Source organism: Leptolyngbya sp. CCNP1308 (assembly GCF_034932455.1).
Classification (GTDB): domain Bacteria; phylum Cyanobacteriota; class Cyanobacteriia; order Phormidesmidales; family Phormidesmidaceae; genus Nodosilinea.
In genome coordinates this window covers 70,963-85,627 of record NZ_JAYGIH010000001.1, presented here as the reverse complement: position 1 = coordinate 85,627, position 14,665 = coordinate 70,963, and the positions used below count along the sequence as shown (strand labels likewise).

The 14,665-nt window shown below is 54.9% G+C and carries 14 protein-coding genes; 7 read left to right on the top strand and 7 right to left on the bottom strand.

Features of this window, described 5'->3' with window-relative positions:
• Nucleotides 1-103: 103 nt before the first annotated feature.
• The gene (locus VB780_RS00350) at nt 104-532 is read right to left on the bottom strand and encodes a hypothetical protein (RefSeq protein ID WP_323349147.1); all 429 of its coding nucleotides are present in this window, start codon (nt 530-532) and stop codon (nt 104-106) included.
• Between the two features lie 523 nt (nt 533-1,055).
• Nucleotides 1,056-2,420 carry a GH1 family beta-glucosidase gene (locus VB780_RS00345; protein ID WP_323349146.1) on the bottom strand — a complete coding sequence of 455 codons (1,365 nt, stop codon included), beginning with the start codon at nt 2,418-2,420 and terminating at the stop codon, nt 1,056-1,058.
• 112 nt (nt 2,421-2,532) lie between these two features.
• On the opposite strand from VB780_RS00345, the gene VB780_RS00340 reads away from it, so the two are divergent.
• From VB780_RS00340 to VB780_RS00315, 6 genes are all read left to right on the top strand, one after another.
• Nucleotides 2,533-2,763 carry a hypothetical protein gene (locus VB780_RS00340; RefSeq protein ID WP_323349145.1) on the top strand — a complete coding sequence of 77 codons (231 nt, stop codon included), beginning with the start codon at nt 2,533-2,535 and terminating at the stop codon, nt 2,761-2,763.
• Nucleotides 2,764-2,861: 98 nt separating this feature from the next.
• Complete coding sequence (locus VB780_RS00335) at nt 2,862-4,310, top strand: acyltransferase (protein ID WP_323349144.1); 1,449 nt, start codon at nt 2,862-2,864, stop codon at nt 4,308-4,310.
• A 19-nt stretch (nt 4,311-4,329) separates the two neighbouring features.
• A complete protein-coding gene (locus tag VB780_RS00330; protein WP_323349143.1) occupies nt 4,330-5,766 on the top strand; it encodes a glycosyltransferase family 2 protein in 1,437 nt (478 codons plus the stop codon).
• Nucleotides 5,767-5,944: 178 nt separating this feature from the next.
• Complete coding sequence (locus VB780_RS00325; RefSeq protein ID WP_416349191.1) at nt 5,945-6,745, top strand: hypothetical protein; 801 nt, start codon at nt 5,945-5,947, stop codon at nt 6,743-6,745.
• Nucleotides 6,746-7,298: 553 nt separating this feature from the next.
• Nucleotides 7,299-7,841 (top strand): hypothetical protein, encoded by a 543-nt coding sequence (locus VB780_RS00320; protein WP_323349141.1) that lies wholly within the window; start codon nt 7,299-7,301, stop codon nt 7,839-7,841.
• A gap of 15 nt (nt 7,842-7,856) precedes the next feature.
• On the top strand, nt 7,857-8,402 hold the full coding sequence (locus VB780_RS00315) for a hypothetical protein (RefSeq protein WP_194022187.1): 546 nt from the start codon (nt 7,857-7,859) through the stop codon (nt 8,400-8,402).
• Nucleotides 8,403-8,501: 99 nt separating this feature from the next.
• Here VB780_RS00315 and VB780_RS00310 read toward each other — a convergent pair whose 3' ends face one another.
• From VB780_RS00310 to VB780_RS00290, 5 genes are all read right to left on the bottom strand, one after another.
• A complete protein-coding gene (locus VB780_RS00310) occupies nt 8,502-10,271 on the bottom strand; it encodes a penicillin-binding protein 2 (RefSeq protein ID WP_323349140.1) in 1,770 nt (589 codons plus the stop codon).
• A gap of 53 nt (nt 10,272-10,324) precedes the next feature.
• Entirely contained in the window at nt 10,325-10,999 is a 675-nt protein-coding gene (locus tag VB780_RS00305) for a M23 family metallopeptidase (protein ID WP_323349139.1), read from the bottom strand.
• A gap of 620 nt (nt 11,000-11,619) precedes the next feature.
• The gene (locus VB780_RS00300; RefSeq protein ID WP_323349138.1) at nt 11,620-12,723 is read right to left on the bottom strand and encodes a tetratricopeptide repeat protein; all 1,104 of its coding nucleotides are present in this window, start codon (nt 12,721-12,723) and stop codon (nt 11,620-11,622) included.
• Between the two features lie 15 nt (nt 12,724-12,738).
• Complete coding sequence (locus VB780_RS00295) at nt 12,739-13,656, bottom strand: vitamin K epoxide reductase family protein (protein WP_323349137.1); 918 nt, start codon at nt 13,654-13,656, stop codon at nt 12,739-12,741.
• 2 nt (nt 13,657-13,658) lie between these two features.
• On the bottom strand, nt 13,659-14,321 hold the full coding sequence (locus VB780_RS00290; protein ID WP_323349136.1) for a hypothetical protein: 663 nt from the start codon (nt 14,319-14,321) through the stop codon (nt 13,659-13,661).
• A gap of 130 nt (nt 14,322-14,451) precedes the next feature.
• On the opposite strand from VB780_RS00290, the gene VB780_RS00285 reads away from it, so the two are divergent.
• A complete protein-coding gene (locus tag VB780_RS00285; protein WP_323349135.1) occupies nt 14,452-14,640 on the top strand; it encodes a hypothetical protein in 189 nt (62 codons plus the stop codon).
• Nucleotides 14,641-14,665 lie beyond the last annotated feature (25 nt).

Sequence of the window (14,665 nt, the reverse complement as noted above, 5' to 3'; positions counted from 1 at the left end):
TCAGGAGGAAACCCATGCTATGGCGATTACCTCATGGGCCGAGCAAATATTAGCAAAGCCGGATGTCTTGTGTATATTGCCTATTGTAAAGACTGAATGTGTATCACCTTGACGTTTTTTTAGCTAAAGACTTGCAATATATAATGTTTAACTCTTTTGCCAGCTTTGCTAGATAAAATCGCTCGCTTTCAGACTTGGTACTATTAAATTTTTTTCTTATCGCTTTCATATACATATCAATCTTGTCATGTCTTGACAAGATTCCAGGTGTCTTTCTTAAAGGATTTACAACATATAAGTAGAGAATGTCAGAGTCGCCTATTACTAAGCAATGGGCAATGATTTCTACGAATATCTCTAATTCTTGAGCGAAATTCTCTTTGCCTCTTTCCCTTGCCTTTCCGAAAGGAGGGTTTTGGCTGTAAAAGCTATTGACAAGATTCTTGTATTGCTGGCGCGTCTGCATGATCTCATTTCTTAAAGAATTGATACTCTGCAATACTTTCCGGGATTCAGAGTCGTTAGTGCGCATTATCACCTACCGCTGGAGAAGTTTTCCCTAGCGATAAACGATAGACTCCTTCATGAGAACTAGCACTACCGCAAAGTAAGACAACCTACTCCAGAAAGTCGTACACATGTACTATATAGCATTGCTGCGTCAATATCAAGTCCATGGTCATCTATATGGGTAGATAGGCTAAGTGCTGACTAAAAGTCCTAAAAACTCTAAAGATGGCCGAATTGGACTTGAATCAAGCTGAAAGAAGCCAAAAGCTTAACCTTGTCTGAGAGGCGTCTTTTGAGGAATTGCTAGATAGCCTTGCACACTTAGATTTCCAGCGTGAGTTCAATCTGGTTATAGGAGTTGTCTACTCTTACAGCTTGTGCTAGCGCATCGGGAAGAACTTTCGGTGTTGCTGAATTAAAAGATGAACGGATTTATGCAACCCCACAGGCACTGAGGTTTCGAAAAGAGATTCATCCTAAGAATCAGCAACTCCAAACTTTTTTATTCGAGAATCTTTGCGATGTCAGTCGTGATACCGTTTGAGCTATACTACGCGATTTTCTTCAACGCAGCGGGCGTACCAGTGGTAGCTGGCTTTGGGAATGCGCTGCTGGGTAGCAAAGTCTACGTAGGTAATGCCAAAGCGGCGATCGCGCCCGTAAGCCCATTCAAAGTTATCCAAAAAGCTCCAGAGAAAATAGCCCATCAGCGGATAGCCCTCCTGCACCGCGCGGTGGGCCGATCGCAGATATTGCTGTAGGTATTGGATGCGATCGAGGTCGAGTACCTCGCCAGCGGGCGTGAGTTCATCCTGGGCGGCGCAGCCGTTTTCGCTGATAAAGACGCGCAGCTCGGGGCGCTGGAGAGTATCGCTGATGTGGCGCACGCCCCAATAGAGGCTATCGGGCAAGACATGCAGCCAGGGCATGTGCATGCGCGGGTAGCCCTGGGGAAATGGCAAAATTTCAAAGCCCTTGGCATTGTCAGCCGCCCGCACATAGACCCCGGTGTAGACATTGAATCCGAGCGAATCGAGCGGTTGGTGAATGGTGGATAGATCGCCGGGCAGCATGTCGGGGGCATTTTCGCCCAGGTCTGCCAGCAATTGGGGGCTATATTCCCCGGTTAAGGCTGGGTAGAGAATGCCGCCGTTGGTGCCCGCTAGGGGAAAGGCGGCCTGGGCGGCAGCGATATCCTCCGGTGTGTCGGTGAGGGGAACAGTGGCGAGGTAGTTATCGACCAGCGCCACCTGGCAGGGCTGGGGTGAACTGGCGCGAATGGCCTGACAGCCCAGACCGTGGGCCAGTAGGGCGTGGTGGGAGGTCTGCCAGACTTCTTTGCTGGTTTTGACCACTGTGCCGGGGGCCATTTCGGGGGCGTGGCCGACGCCGTAGCCGATGTGGGTAAAGCAGAAGATTTCGTTGAGGGTCATCCAGTGGGTGACGCGATCGCCCAGCTTCTTTACCACCACCGTCGCGTAGTCGGCAAAATCTAGCGCCATCTGCCGACTGCGCCACGAGCCATACTCGTCTTCAAGCGCCTGGGGACTATCCCAGTGAAACAGGGTGACGTGGGGGGTAATGCCAAACTCCAGCAGGGTATCGACCAGCTCGCTATAGAAGGCTAGCCCGGCATCGTTCACCGCGCCGCGCCCTTGGGGAAGGATGCGGGGCCAGGAGATGCTGAAGCGGTAGTGGCGTACCCCCAGTTCGGACATCAGGGCGATGTCGTCGCGGAAGCGATGAAAATGGTCGCAGGCGATCGCCCCCGTATCCCCATTCAGCACGCGCCCTGGGGTTTGGCTAAAGACATCCCACACGCTGGGGCCGCGCTCGTCGGCGGCACCCTCAATCTGGTACGACGAAGTGGCGATTCCCCACTGAAACCCCGGCGGAAATGCGTAGACCATGGCTTCACCCTCAGTGCCTTCGTCTGCCACGGTACTCAATGGAGGGATGGTTTGAAAAGCCTGGGCAGGGTTTGTTTTCTGGGGCAGTAAAAAACAAGTCTGGACTCTTTACTTGCCCTGGGCGATCGCTGGGGAACTAAATCTTGGCAAAAAACGTCGTGCCAGAGATTGTCGAATGAGCGGCTTTGAATCAGACAAATATTACCTAGGGTTGATTTTCATCAACTTTTATTGCCTGTATTCTGACCTGAATATCACGCTGGCAGCTGCTTGCTGGATAGGTAGGTTTTTCTCAATTAATGCCGATGCCCTTGGGCAAAACCTCTACGCAGGTCGTGCCTAGGGGAGTAGCGTTATTCGCTGATTAATTCAGTCTGGCAGCTGTTGCCTAGGCCGGGTTTCGGAGTTCCTTGAGACCAAATTTATTGAGATCGCTGACCTATGGCTCAACCCCATTCTATGCGTCCTCAGCCTGTAAAGCCTCGGCTGAGTTGGTTAGAGGGCATTCGAATATTGGCGGCAGTTGGTATTTTGCTCTATCACGCTCAGCTGCTGTTTACGGGGTATGCCTATAGCCCGCAACCCACTGGGCTGCAAAGTAATTGGGCCGCCCTTGTCGAGGCCAATACTTATTTTGGCCAGAATGCGCTGGCGGCGGCGATCGCCCTGCCGGTGTGGTTTGGCTTTCAGGCGCTCGATTTGTTTGTTTTAGTGGCTGGCTTTGTCTTGGTGTTATCGCTGCGCAACAAAGCCCACCCGATCAGCGGTGGCGAGTTTATTCGCGGTCGCCTACTGCGAATTCTGTGGCCGTTTTGGACGGTGGCTTGGCTGGCCTACCCGGTGCTTTGGCTGATTGGCGTTGCCACCAACAGCTATCGTCCGTCGCCGTGGGACACCTTTGCTGGGGCCACCTTTCCGCTGCTGTTTGGTTTTGATGGCGAGCGGCTATTGGCGACCAGCGGCCCCTGGTGGTTTATTCCCCTCATCATTAGTTTTGCGCTCATTTCCCCCATTCTCTGGCAACTGTTGAACCGTTGGGGAACCCGCAATCTGCTGGTGGTGAGTTTAGTCGTCACGCTGCTCTATCGCTATGGCGCGGTCTACCACTTTGGCGGGCACCTGACCTACTCGATGCTCGATACGCCGAATGACTGGTTGCCCTTTGTCTCGTTTTTGGCCAAGCTGAGCACCTTTGTCGTTGGCATGGCGCTGGCTGAGGCCTACTGCCAGCACCGTGGCCCTTTGTTTTGGCGGTCTCAGCGGCTGGTTTGGGTGGGGCTGCTGGTCTATGCCGTGGGGTTTGTGGCGCAGTTTTATCGAGTGGGCTGGGTGGTCTGCGATCTGCTGTTGCCCATTGGGTTAGTGATGGTTGCCGTGGTGGTGCTGCGATCGCTCAGCAACATACCGGCACTGGCGGCGGCCATGGGGCAGTTGGGCACCCACAGCTACAGCTACTTTTTGATCCACGGCTTTGTGATCGATCGCACAATCACCCTATGGGTTCACGACAGCCTGGGCCGGTACTGGCTCTCGCTGCCGCTGATGGTGGTTGGCACCCTAATTTTGGCCATGGTGGCCGATGCGGTGCGGCCCTTCATTCAGCGCAGTGCGGTGCAGCTATGGCGCGATCTAGATTACCTGCTGATGCAGAACCCCGCCACCGAGCGGACGAACTGGCGGCCCATGGTGGGCGATCGCGTCTGCTACCAGGGCAGTCGAGACTGGGTTGTGCACAAGATCGAAACGCTGCTCGACGAGGGCGAAACCTATCTTTGCCAGATTTCTGACAGTCGCCAGACGGCTTGGGTCAATGCCAACGGCTTGAGCCTGGTAGAGGCCACCTCAACGCCGCGAACCCGACCCTATTCCCCTGTTAAAACCGTTGTTTGACGCCAGGAGTTGCACTGCAATGACCAAGACATGGTCTAGCGAAATTCAGAAAGTGATCTTCACCCACGTGCTGCTGATTGGCCTGCCCGCTATTTTTTATGGGTATCTGCTGCTCAGCGGATGGTCTTTAGTCGCGCCGCGAGTGGTCGTACTGACGCTGTTTCTAGGCAACGCGGTAATGATCATCTTCGAGTCGAGCAACGCGCTGTTTCGCCGATTTGCGGCCCATCGTCGTCAATCTAGCCGCCCGTCAGAGCGCTCCCTCAGTCAGGTCAAAGCGTGGATGGGAGTGCGCGGAGCTGAGTACCCCCATCCCCTGGAACCGTTGCCTCGCTGCTCGTTTTTAGTCGCCGCCTATCTGCCCAACGAGCAAGGCTTGATCGTTGAAACGCTAAATCATTTGCTAGCGCACATTGAGCGACCGGCGGGCGGGTTAGAGATCATCTTGGCCTATAACACCCCCGTGGATCTGCCCATTGAGGCAGAGCTACAGCAGCTAGCCAGGCAGCATACCGAGCTGACCATTTTGCGGGTCGAAGGCAGTCGCTCAAAGGCTGAAAATATCAATGCCGCCCTCGATATTGCGACAGGGGAAATCGCCTGCGTTCTCGATGCCGACCACCATCCCAGCGCCGACTGTTTTCGGCGGGCGTGGCACTGGATCGCCCAGGGCTATGACGTAGTTCAAGGCCGCAACATCATTCGCAACTACGACGAAAACTTTTTGGTCCAGAACGTGGCGATCGAGTTTGAGCAGCTCTACGGCATCAGCCATGCGGCAAAGTCGTTCCTTACCGACTCCAGCATTTTTGGCGGCTCGAACGGTTACTGGCGCACCTCGGTGCTCAAACAGATTCGCTTTAACCCGGCCCGCCTGACCGAAGATATCGACGCCTCTTTGCGAACGCTGCTCAACGGCTACAAAATTCTGCACGATCGCAGCATTGTCACCAGCGAGCTAGCGCCCGCCTCGCTCAAAACCTTTTGGTTTCAGCGCAAACGCTGGGCCCACGGCTGGCTAGAAGTGTCGCTACTCTATCAGCGTCGCATGTGGCGATCGCCCCACTTCAACATCTGGCAAAAATTCTACTGGACGTATTTGCTCTACTACTGCGAATCGTTTGCCCTGATTTCGCTACAGCTCTTGCCGGTGCTGCTGGCCTTTTTGCTGGTGCCCGGTGCGGTGTCGGGCCAGATGCGCACGTATTTTCTCATTGCCGGTGGCCTGTCGCTCTTCAGCGGGATTTACCAAATTGTGGCGGCGGCCAAAGTTGCGTCTAGACGTTACCCGCTGGCTTACTACCTCAAGCATGTGCTGTTTTTGCCCTTCTACGTCACTCTCAAAAACTCGATCGCGATCGTCGCCATCTACGACTACCTCAACGGAGAAAACACCTGGGTAGTGACCCCGCGCGATACGCAAGCCCAAAAGCGGTACCGCCTAAAGCAGGGCTAGGGGCATCCACTAATAACTGAGTTCCGCTATGACCCAAAGACAGGCGATCCCGATTCCACCATGGGGGCTTAGGAGACCGTTGTAGGCGACCAAAGGGTTCAATCAGGGTGTGACATAGCAACTGGCTACCCGAACTAATCCATTACTACTGGTGCTGGGGGGCGCTTGGCATATCTTGGTGCCGCCTTTTAACTGGGTGCGGCAGCGGTTTCTGTTTTCTGGCGACGGCATTTTGGCCTACTCGCTATTTGGCATTGCCCTGGCTGGGTTTGCAGCCTCTTACTATTGCGGCTTCAATACCCTGGCCTACCCCACCGAGTTTTATGGGCCAACCCTGGAGCTGAAATCGGCCTTTTTGCCCTCCTACTATGACCCCAGTGGGGCAATGGAGTCGGGGTATTCTTCTCGCACCTGGTTGGCCAATGCCCACTTTTACCTGGCCTTTTTCTTTTTGCAGGGGGGGCTTTGGCACTATCAGCGGGCCATGGGCTTTGACCTGAGCAAGACCTTTGCTAACTGGCGGCAAAATATCGCTGCTGTGAGCGATCGCCCTATCTTGGTTTACCAAAACCCGGTTCACCCAGAACCCCAGCCGCTGTTGCAGGTGCGCTACGAAGCGCCCCAGGCGGAGCCACCCCCGCTGCTGGTCATGGAGCAGGCGTTTTCTGACTTCCTCTATCGTCCTTCCCAGGGGGTTGAGCAGCCTAGTCTAGTCACGACCAATGGCGTGCGGACGACGCTGTACCAGACCCATTACCAGCCCCGCAAACGGACGTTTTATCAGTCTCCTAGGCCGGTGGAGAGTAAGGCTAGGTTTGGCTACGGAGGCCGTCCAGAGCGATTTTATGAACCGCCGCAGGTGCCCCAGGGAAGCTTAAATTATCCCAGCCCGATCAACACAGTGGTGTATGAGCCAAGCCAAAATCATAGCCACGGTGCCCAACCCGCTGGATCCGAGATGGCTATCCCATCTGATTAAATCCTGATTCTAAGGTTCCTTTTGTTCAACTGCGCCAATCTGTCTCCCTGACCTTTGAACGAGGATAGGGAGACTTTTTTAGCCCGCTAGCTCAGCGGCTTTGCCTAGGGAGTAATGCTTTTCCTGGAAAAAATGAAATTGCAGTCAGCAACCGAATCTGTTACCCCAAGTCAGTTGCCCCTATCTTGAGAGCAGTCAGCATATCTTGTGAAACTTCAAGAGTAATTGTTTCTGTACTCATGAGTTCACCCTCTGACTAGCAAACCTAGGTTTTTTGTCTTAAAGCGGGTGATCGGACTCGAACCGACGACATTCAGCTTGGGAAGCTGACACATTTCCTTGATATACAAGGCTTTTAGGCAAGGGTTTTCAGGCTTATACCAATTTTATACCAGTTTCCAGTCTGCTGCTTAGTACCAGTCCAGAAGGCTGTCGCTCTACCATGGGCCAGCGCTGTGTGGTCGCCATTGGAGGGCTGCGGTTATCTCGCTCCCTAGCTGATGGAGTCAAGAACAGTCATTGATAAGCTTTAGGGCATTCCTATGTAATGCCCATGAACCGTCCTATTCGATTAACCAAACCCCTAAACGACATCGTCACAGCGACAATCGGATTGTTGACTCAGGAACAGGTCGGGCAAATTGATGACATCTGGGCAGGCATTCTGCGGGAGACAGAGCAGCCTGACGCCAGTTGGGACTGGGCCTATAAGCTACGACTGGCTGTCAATGATGATCGCTATGAGGCCTACGGCATCGAGTTTGAGGCACTACTTCAAGGTGTCATCTTGCTCGAAACGCAATGGCACCGTTCCTGGTTGCCGCAACGGTTTCCTCTGGTCTATGTCGAATACTTAGCCTCTGCGCCGTGGAATCGCTGGTTACTGGAAGATCCTCCCTATCTAATTGGGGTCGGACGAGCACTCGTACTCTTTGCCCGTCAGCGTAGCGTGGAGTTAGGTTACGGTGGGCGCGTCGGTCTACATGCGATACCGGGCGCGGAAGCTTTCTATCGACGTTACAATATACCGGATTACGGCTCTGACCCGGACAAAGACGGGTTGGTATACTTCGAGTACGCCGCTTTAACGCTCTAACTCATCCAATCGCTTATGAATGATGCAATCCTGGCTGAGCAACTGAGAAAAACGGGCAACCTGATGGACTTGCTCAATGACGAGGCTTGGGTTCGGGAAGCAGATGCGGATCACGCCAGTGAGGAAGGGACGGTTGAGGCTGGTCTGGGTCTACAGCCGTATGTGGAGTTCCTCAAAGAGGCTTCGCCGGAAGCTTTGCAGCGGCAGCGGTGGTATGTGCGAGTGCTATCCATCTTGTTACCGGAGTTGAAGGGGTGGTTAGAGTCGTGGCAGCTCGGGCGGAGTCTAGAGGCTGTCTACCTGGAGGCGCAGAAATGCTTATATGGTCACCTGAGGCATCCTACCCCCGAACAAAGGGCCTGGATTGAGATGCTGTTGGCAGAGGGAGAGCAGGCGTCACCCAACGAACAGAAGGTAGTTCGGGCTGAAGCGATCGCTATGCTTGCGCAGATGTTCACGACAGAGGACTGGCAGGCGATCGCGAATGTGGCCTCCCAAACAATGACGAAAGACATTCTACAAATGGGGCAAGAAGCGGCAGTTCCTACCCTCACTATCTAATCAACCTCAGTACCAGATTTCTTAGTACTGAGAACAGAGTTGCTCAAAAGCCTTCAGTAAAGTAGATGCACCAGCATGATTGAGGCACTGCCCTGGTCATCATTGCATTTCGCTAGGGCGACTTGGAGATACTCCCTGGAGCACCAACAGCGACTCCATCACCCGTTTAACCAGAGGAGCTGCTACCGTTGAACCGTAGGCGTTCTCGCCAGTGGGCTCGTCAATGACCGCTAACACCACATAGCGGGGGGCTTCTACAGGCGCGATGCCAACGAAGCTAGTGATACGGGCAGAACTATAACCGGTTGAGTTGTTAACTTTCTGGGCTGTGCCCGTTTTGCCAGCAACCCTGTATCCCTCAATTTGGGCAGGTTTACCGGTTCCCTCAGCGACTACTGCTTCCATCATGGCGAGCACCTGTTGGGTGGTTTGTGGGGAGAAGACGGCTTTAGGATCGGCATGTTCGGTCTGCCACAGATAGGTACCATCATTTTCTGCCACCATACCCTCGACAATGTGAGGCGTTACCAGGTTGCCACCATTGGCTAAAGTGGCCAGGAGCTGAAGCATTTTTATCGGTGTCAGCGCAAACCCTTGACCAAATGAAGTAGTAGCCGTTTCAACCTGACTGTTGATGAACTTGTCTCGGGGTTTCATTTGCCCAGAGGCTTCCGACGGCAAGTCAATCTCCGTAGGTTCCCCTAGGGTCAGGCGTTCTAGCCAGCTGAAGTAGTCGGAGGCAGCCATTTTTTGCATAATCTGCACCATGCCCACATTGCTGGAATATTTGAGGATATCGGTAATTGAAATGGGGCCTCGGGCACCGACCTCGCTGTAGTCGCTGTTTTTAATCAACCACTTACCAAACTGTATGCGTCCGCTGTCGTTGATGACGTCATCAGGGGAAATCACTTGATCTTCTAGGGCGATCGCAACATTGATCGGCTTAAAGGTCGAGCCCGGTTCGTAGGTGTCGCTTACTGGCCAATTGCGAAAAGCGCTGATATCGGCTTCGTAGTAGCGGTTTGGATCATAGGTGGGCACGCTGGCCAAGGTTAAAATTTCCCCGGTCGGGGCATCCATCACCATGACAGTGCCTCGCTTAGCGTCATAGGCCTTAACCACCGCCTCTAGTTCTTGCTGGGCAATTCGCTGTAGCCGACTATCGAGCGTCAGTCGCAGGCTCGCATTTTGAGGTGACCCAAGGCTTGACGACGACGGCACTATCAGTTCAGCAGATTGGGGCGAGGCGATCGCGAGTTGTTCGGCGTAGGCCATCTCTAACCCGGCCTGGGGTTTCCCATCGAGATTGATGAATCCTACGATCGGGGCAAAGAGTTCCTGCTGGGGGTAAAACCGCTGTTGCTGAGGCACCAACTCTAGGCCATCGATGCGTAACGCCCGAATGCGATCGCCCACCACCTCTGACAGTTGACCCGGAAACCGAATACCGGTGGATTGCTGGTTAAGTAAAGTCAGGAGTTCATTCTGTGGCATCGCCACCACAGGGGATAATGCATCGGCTACCTCGGCAACAGACTGTTTAAACAGCTTGGGATGCATGTAAAGGGTATAGGCAACCTGGTCAGTAGCCAGCACGCCACCGAAACGATCGACGATTGGGTAACGAGCTTGGCGAATCAGTGTCGGTAGCGATCGCTGCTCTTTAGCTAGAGCACTCAAGGTCTCCCCTTGCAGAAGCTGTAAGTAGACCAGCCGCCCACCGATCCCGACTAAGGCCAGCACCAACAGCAGCCAGACGACAACGACGCGCCGCCACGCCACCACCTGCATTTTGGCGGCCAACAGTTGACGTTGCTGAGCTAGTCTCTGGTTGCGCCGAGCAGAGGTACGAGTAGGGTTAGCCATTGCTGCAAAGGGGGAAAGGGCTTTTGGACATGACAGATGCTGTAGCCAGGGCACTAGCTGGCGTTTGGCTGGGCCGGGCGGAAGGGATAGTCGGCGGGAGCCGCTGCGCCACTGGCTTCACCAGCGGTACCCGCTCCCAATGCCTGCAAAGGGTTGTTAATAACGTTGAGCAGGTCAGCAATGCCGCCGTCCAAGATATCTTTGGCATCTGCTGCTACCCAGCCCTGACTAGTTAGCTGGCGGATTTCAAAATGCAGGTTGGGGCCAGTCGCCGTGCCGGTGCTGCCCACCAGACCAATCACTTCTCCTTGCTCAACCCATTCCCCAGCCTGCACGGCCAGCTTGGACAAATGGGCATAGCGAGACTCCAAATCCCCATCATCGTGGCGCAGAATTACAGTTAGTCCATAGCCGCCAAGGGCATCGGCCACCGCAACCTTGCCTGAACGGGTCGCTAATACAGGGGTACCAGCAGGAGACCCCAAGTCGGTGCCAGCGTGAAACCGCCAGTTTTGATGAACAGGATGCATCCGCCAGCCGAACAGCGAGGTGATTGGAGCTGGAAGAGACAGGGGAAAAACATATTCCTCATTGCCGCGCCGGAGGATGTTTAAGGGCCGCAGCTTTTCATTTAACTGCGCTCGGCTAATGATGGTGGTATCGCCCAAGCTAACACCGCGCGAGCTGATAGTAACAGGCCCCACTTGAATGCCATCGCCACTGTTCACAGGTGGGCTGGTAGAGCCGGGGGCGGTTGCTTGACAGGAAGACTGTGGAGGGGTTTGCGATCCTGCTACGGTGATTTGACAGCCCGTTGCTCGTTCTGCAAACACGAGACTAGGAGAAGCCCCTGGGGCCGCTGTCGCCCCAAGGCTGTAGTCAGTTGGGTCGATAAAGACGCTGTTGTAACCAGCCGGAACAGGGGCACTAGCAGGCAGTTGCCTGGGTACAGCCGGTTCGGAGGTTGGAGCAGGTGCGCTAACGCTCGCACTGGGCAACGCTTCTACCGGACTCTGTATTGAAGCGGGGGCTGAAGATTGGGGTACGCTTTCGGCTCCGGACGGACTGGCTGCGGCAGGGAGCAACGCCTCTGCTGGAATGGGGGGTGATTGGTTCATGTCGGTCGTGGCCAAGGCCGGTACAACCACTGCTAACCCGCTGCTGCTTAACCCACCCACAAGCAGGACGACACGCCCTAGCTCTACCAGCCGCCTAGAGTAGCCGTACCCCAAAAACGGGTTAAATTCTCTTTTACTACTGTCAGTCGCCATGGTTCAACGTTCCGTAGTTCAGCAATGTCGGTATCGGCAGAGTTTGTAGAAAGTGCAGTCTGTGTATATTGGGTAGGCTAGGACGATTGGAGCTTTTGCAGCAGCTGATCAACAATCTGGGCGTCTTCACTGTTTTCTTGCTCCAGGAGTAACGTCTTAGCCCGTTGCAGTGCCTCGATCGCCTCTGCTCGGCGGCCCCTCGCCTCTAGTGCAACGCCTAGATGGTAGTAACCAGGGGCGTGGTCGGGAGCTAGTTCAAGCACCTCGCGATGGGCGACGATGGTCATCAATACCTCTTGCTGCTCGAAGTAGAGATCGGCGATCGCATCGTGGGCAATCACCGAGTCGGGCTGAAGCCGGGCCGCCTGCTGATAGCTTTCTAAAGCGGCGTCTAGATTGCCCTGTTGCCAGAGCAGGTAGCCAATCTGCATGCGAATATCGGCGTTGCGGGGCTCTTCTGCCGCTGCCGTTCTAAACGCAGTTAGCGCCGAGGCCATATCCCCTGCTTTGAGGTGGGCAATGCCCAGGTTCATCTGAATTTGGCTGGCCTGGGGGGCCAGGGCAGCGGCCCGTTCTAAGGCGGCGATCGCCGCGTCGGTATTGCCCTGCTGGAGCAAAATCAGGCCGATAGATTCGGCGGCTTGTAGGTTGTTGGGGTCTTGCTGCAAAAGCTTGGTGTAGATCGCCAGAGCCTCTTCAAAGGCCTCAGTTTGAAACAGCGCTGCGCCTAGCCCCTGTTGAGCCGCCTGGTTATCGGGCTGCAATCGCAGAATTTGCCGATAGGCGTTGCCCGCCGCCTCGTACTCACCTAGGCTGCTGTGGGCGTAGGCTAAGCCGAAATAAAAGGCCAGATTGTCTGACTCTAGCTCGATCGCTGTTTGAAAGGCGGCAATAGACTCTCGGAAGTTGCCCTGGCGAGACTGGAGGTAGCCAATAGCTGAGAAGATTTTGGCATTATCTCCATCCAGGCTAACCGCGTGCTGGTAGCCAGCTAGCGCCTCAGCCAGATTATCGGCTTCGACCAGTTCTTCACCCGATTCCAGCAAGTCGGCCAGTTCATCGCGTTGGGCCTGCTCGCTCAATGTCTGGCCGGGGTTGTGGGCACCCGCCGGAGAGGCCACTGCTAGCAGCCCTCCCATCGCCATACCAGCCAGGCCCAGTAGTTTACCTGTACCTTTCAAGGGATTCTCCTCGCGCTAAATCGAATTTTGAAACGTGGTGGGGCCGGTATAGCCCGAGAGCTGGGCGAGTTCCTCCAGAGGTTGTGTCCCCGACAGGCGTTCACCGTTGATTTCCCAAGTGGGATAGCCGGTAATGCCAGCTTCCTGGCACTCGGGGGTTTGCTCTTGCCCCTCGGGGGTGGCGCACTCTACGTAGGGCATAACCTGGCTGGCTTCCTGGCCAAACAGCTGCTTTTGGTCGTGGCAGTGGGGGCACCACCAGGCTCCGTAGAAAATAGCGCCAGTATCTTTCAAATGCTGGGCCAAAGCCATTTCAGCCGGGCCAGACTGGGTGGTGATGGCAGGCCCGAGCTGATCGCCCGAGCCCTCGGCGACGGGGTTGTTGACATTGGCATAGACGCCAAGCGTGCCCACCACCACCAGAAATGCTGTAATGCTGCCAATAAAGAAGGGTTGAGATAGATCAGACCAATTTTGGCCGATGAGGGCAAGCAGAAACAGGCTGGTGGAGAGGAGCGCTGAGCCGATGCAATAAAGACAGGCCGCCTGGATTTCTGCGGTGAGCAGATACATCAGGTAGCCGCTAAAGACCATCATGGCGGTACCGCCGATCAGCAGCAGGGGTTGGGTCAATCGGGTGAGTTTATCTCTGAGGTCTTTTTGCTCAGCACCGTTGACCAGCAGGGGAGCGATCGCCATCACCGCCATACCCACGTAGGCCAAAAATCCAAACAGGGCCAGCGGCTGGCCAAACACCGTGGCATAGGGGCTAGAGAGCACGATGTCACAGCCCTTAGTAGGGCAGGCCGTAGAACTACCCGTGAGCTTGTTGATCGTTAAATAGGCGGTGACGACAGCACCAACCGCCGCTAACCCCGCTATCAGGGGGCGGGCATAGCGATGGGGCCAGGGAGTAGCTTGTTTACGCGGCATAACTACATATCAATAAACAACGTCAAAAAACCCAGCACTATGAGGATCAGGCCTGTTAGGGCATAACCGCTGAGATTCCAGGTAGAGATAGCGGCAGAGAAAGGCTTGGCGCTCTGCCAGCCCCAGTTCACGACCAACACCATGCCCAGTACGGTAACAACGGGGTACACCCCAGAGACCAGGGCAATGCCAAGCCATCCTAGCGCCCCTGCGGATAGGTAGAATGCGCTAATTTCCAGGCACGGCGAGAAAAACATGGCGACGGCAAGGGCCATGACCGTCGTTGCTTTATTACGACCAGAGCGGCTAACGGTGACCTCAACAGAGTGAGAATCGCCCTGAGAGCAACCTAGAGATAAGCGTTGACGCAGCGGCTTACTGAGGTAAACCAAGCCCAGCCCAATTAACGCAGCCGGAGCGACCAAGTGCGTCACGATCTCGTAGTTGTAAGCGAACTGATAGCCCAATAGCCCTACGGCCACCCCAATTAAGAGAGTGCTAACGGTGTGGGCCGAGCCGGTCAGGGCCGTAATCCATAGGGTTTCTTGCCGCGACCATCCTTCGGCCTTGCCCACCGTCACTAACGGCAGCCAGTGCCCCGGAATTAGGGCATGAATCAGGCTCAGGGCTAAGGTGCCCAGCACGATTTGAAGGGGGGCAGACATGACTAGAGATGTGTCTCGGTCAGAACATGAACTAGGGTGACATCCTATGACGAATTGCTCAGATGAGAGTTTTGCCCCCATCTGAGCGCTAGGATCAGAGTATAAATACTCAACATACAAGGAGGACGTCATGACACGGACTTCTAGGACTTCTATAGTTAGTGCAGTTGTCGCCGCTGCGATCGCGCTCTCTATGCCAGCTGTTGTGTGGGGCCAAGGTAATCCTGCTGCGGTTAACTACTCAGACATCGCTGATACTGTGATGGTCAACCACCACGACGGCACTCACGGCGGACACCACCACGGCGGGTGCTGGTAACGGGGGAACGCTGCAATTCTCCGGA

What these genes read in the sequence shown, in the direction of transcription:
- VB780_RS00350 (WP_323349147.1), bottom strand. Translation starts at nt 532, where the DNA reads ATGCGCACTAACGACTCTGAATCCCGGAAAGTATTGCAGAGTATCAAT.
- VB780_RS00345 (WP_323349146.1), bottom strand. Translation starts at nt 2,420, where the DNA reads ATGGTCTACGCATTTCCGCCGGGGTTTCAGTGGGGAATCGCCACTTCG.
- VB780_RS00335 (WP_323349144.1), top strand. Translation starts at nt 2,862, where the DNA reads ATGGCTCAACCCCATTCTATGCGTCCTCAGCCTGTAAAGCCTCGGCTG.
- VB780_RS00330 (WP_323349143.1), top strand. Translation starts at nt 4,330, where the DNA reads ATGACCAAGACATGGTCTAGCGAAATTCAGAAAGTGATCTTCACCCAC.
- VB780_RS00320 (WP_323349141.1), top strand. Translation starts at nt 7,299, where the DNA reads ATGAACCGTCCTATTCGATTAACCAAACCCCTAAACGACATCGTCACA.
- VB780_RS00315 (WP_194022187.1), top strand. Translation starts at nt 7,857, where the DNA reads ATGAATGATGCAATCCTGGCTGAGCAACTGAGAAAAACGGGCAACCTG.
- VB780_RS00310 (WP_323349140.1), bottom strand. Translation starts at nt 10,271, where the DNA reads ATGGCTAACCCTACTCGTACCTCTGCTCGGCGCAACCAGAGACTAGCT.
- VB780_RS00295 (WP_323349137.1), bottom strand. Translation starts at nt 13,656, where the DNA reads ATGCCGCGTAAACAAGCTACTCCCTGGCCCCATCGCTATGCCCGCCCC.
- VB780_RS00290 (WP_323349136.1), bottom strand. Translation starts at nt 14,321, where the DNA reads ATGTCTGCCCCCCTTCAAATCGTGCTGGGCACCTTAGCCCTGAGCCTG.
- VB780_RS00285 (WP_323349135.1), top strand. Translation starts at nt 14,452, where the DNA reads ATGACACGGACTTCTAGGACTTCTATAGTTAGTGCAGTTGTCGCCGCT.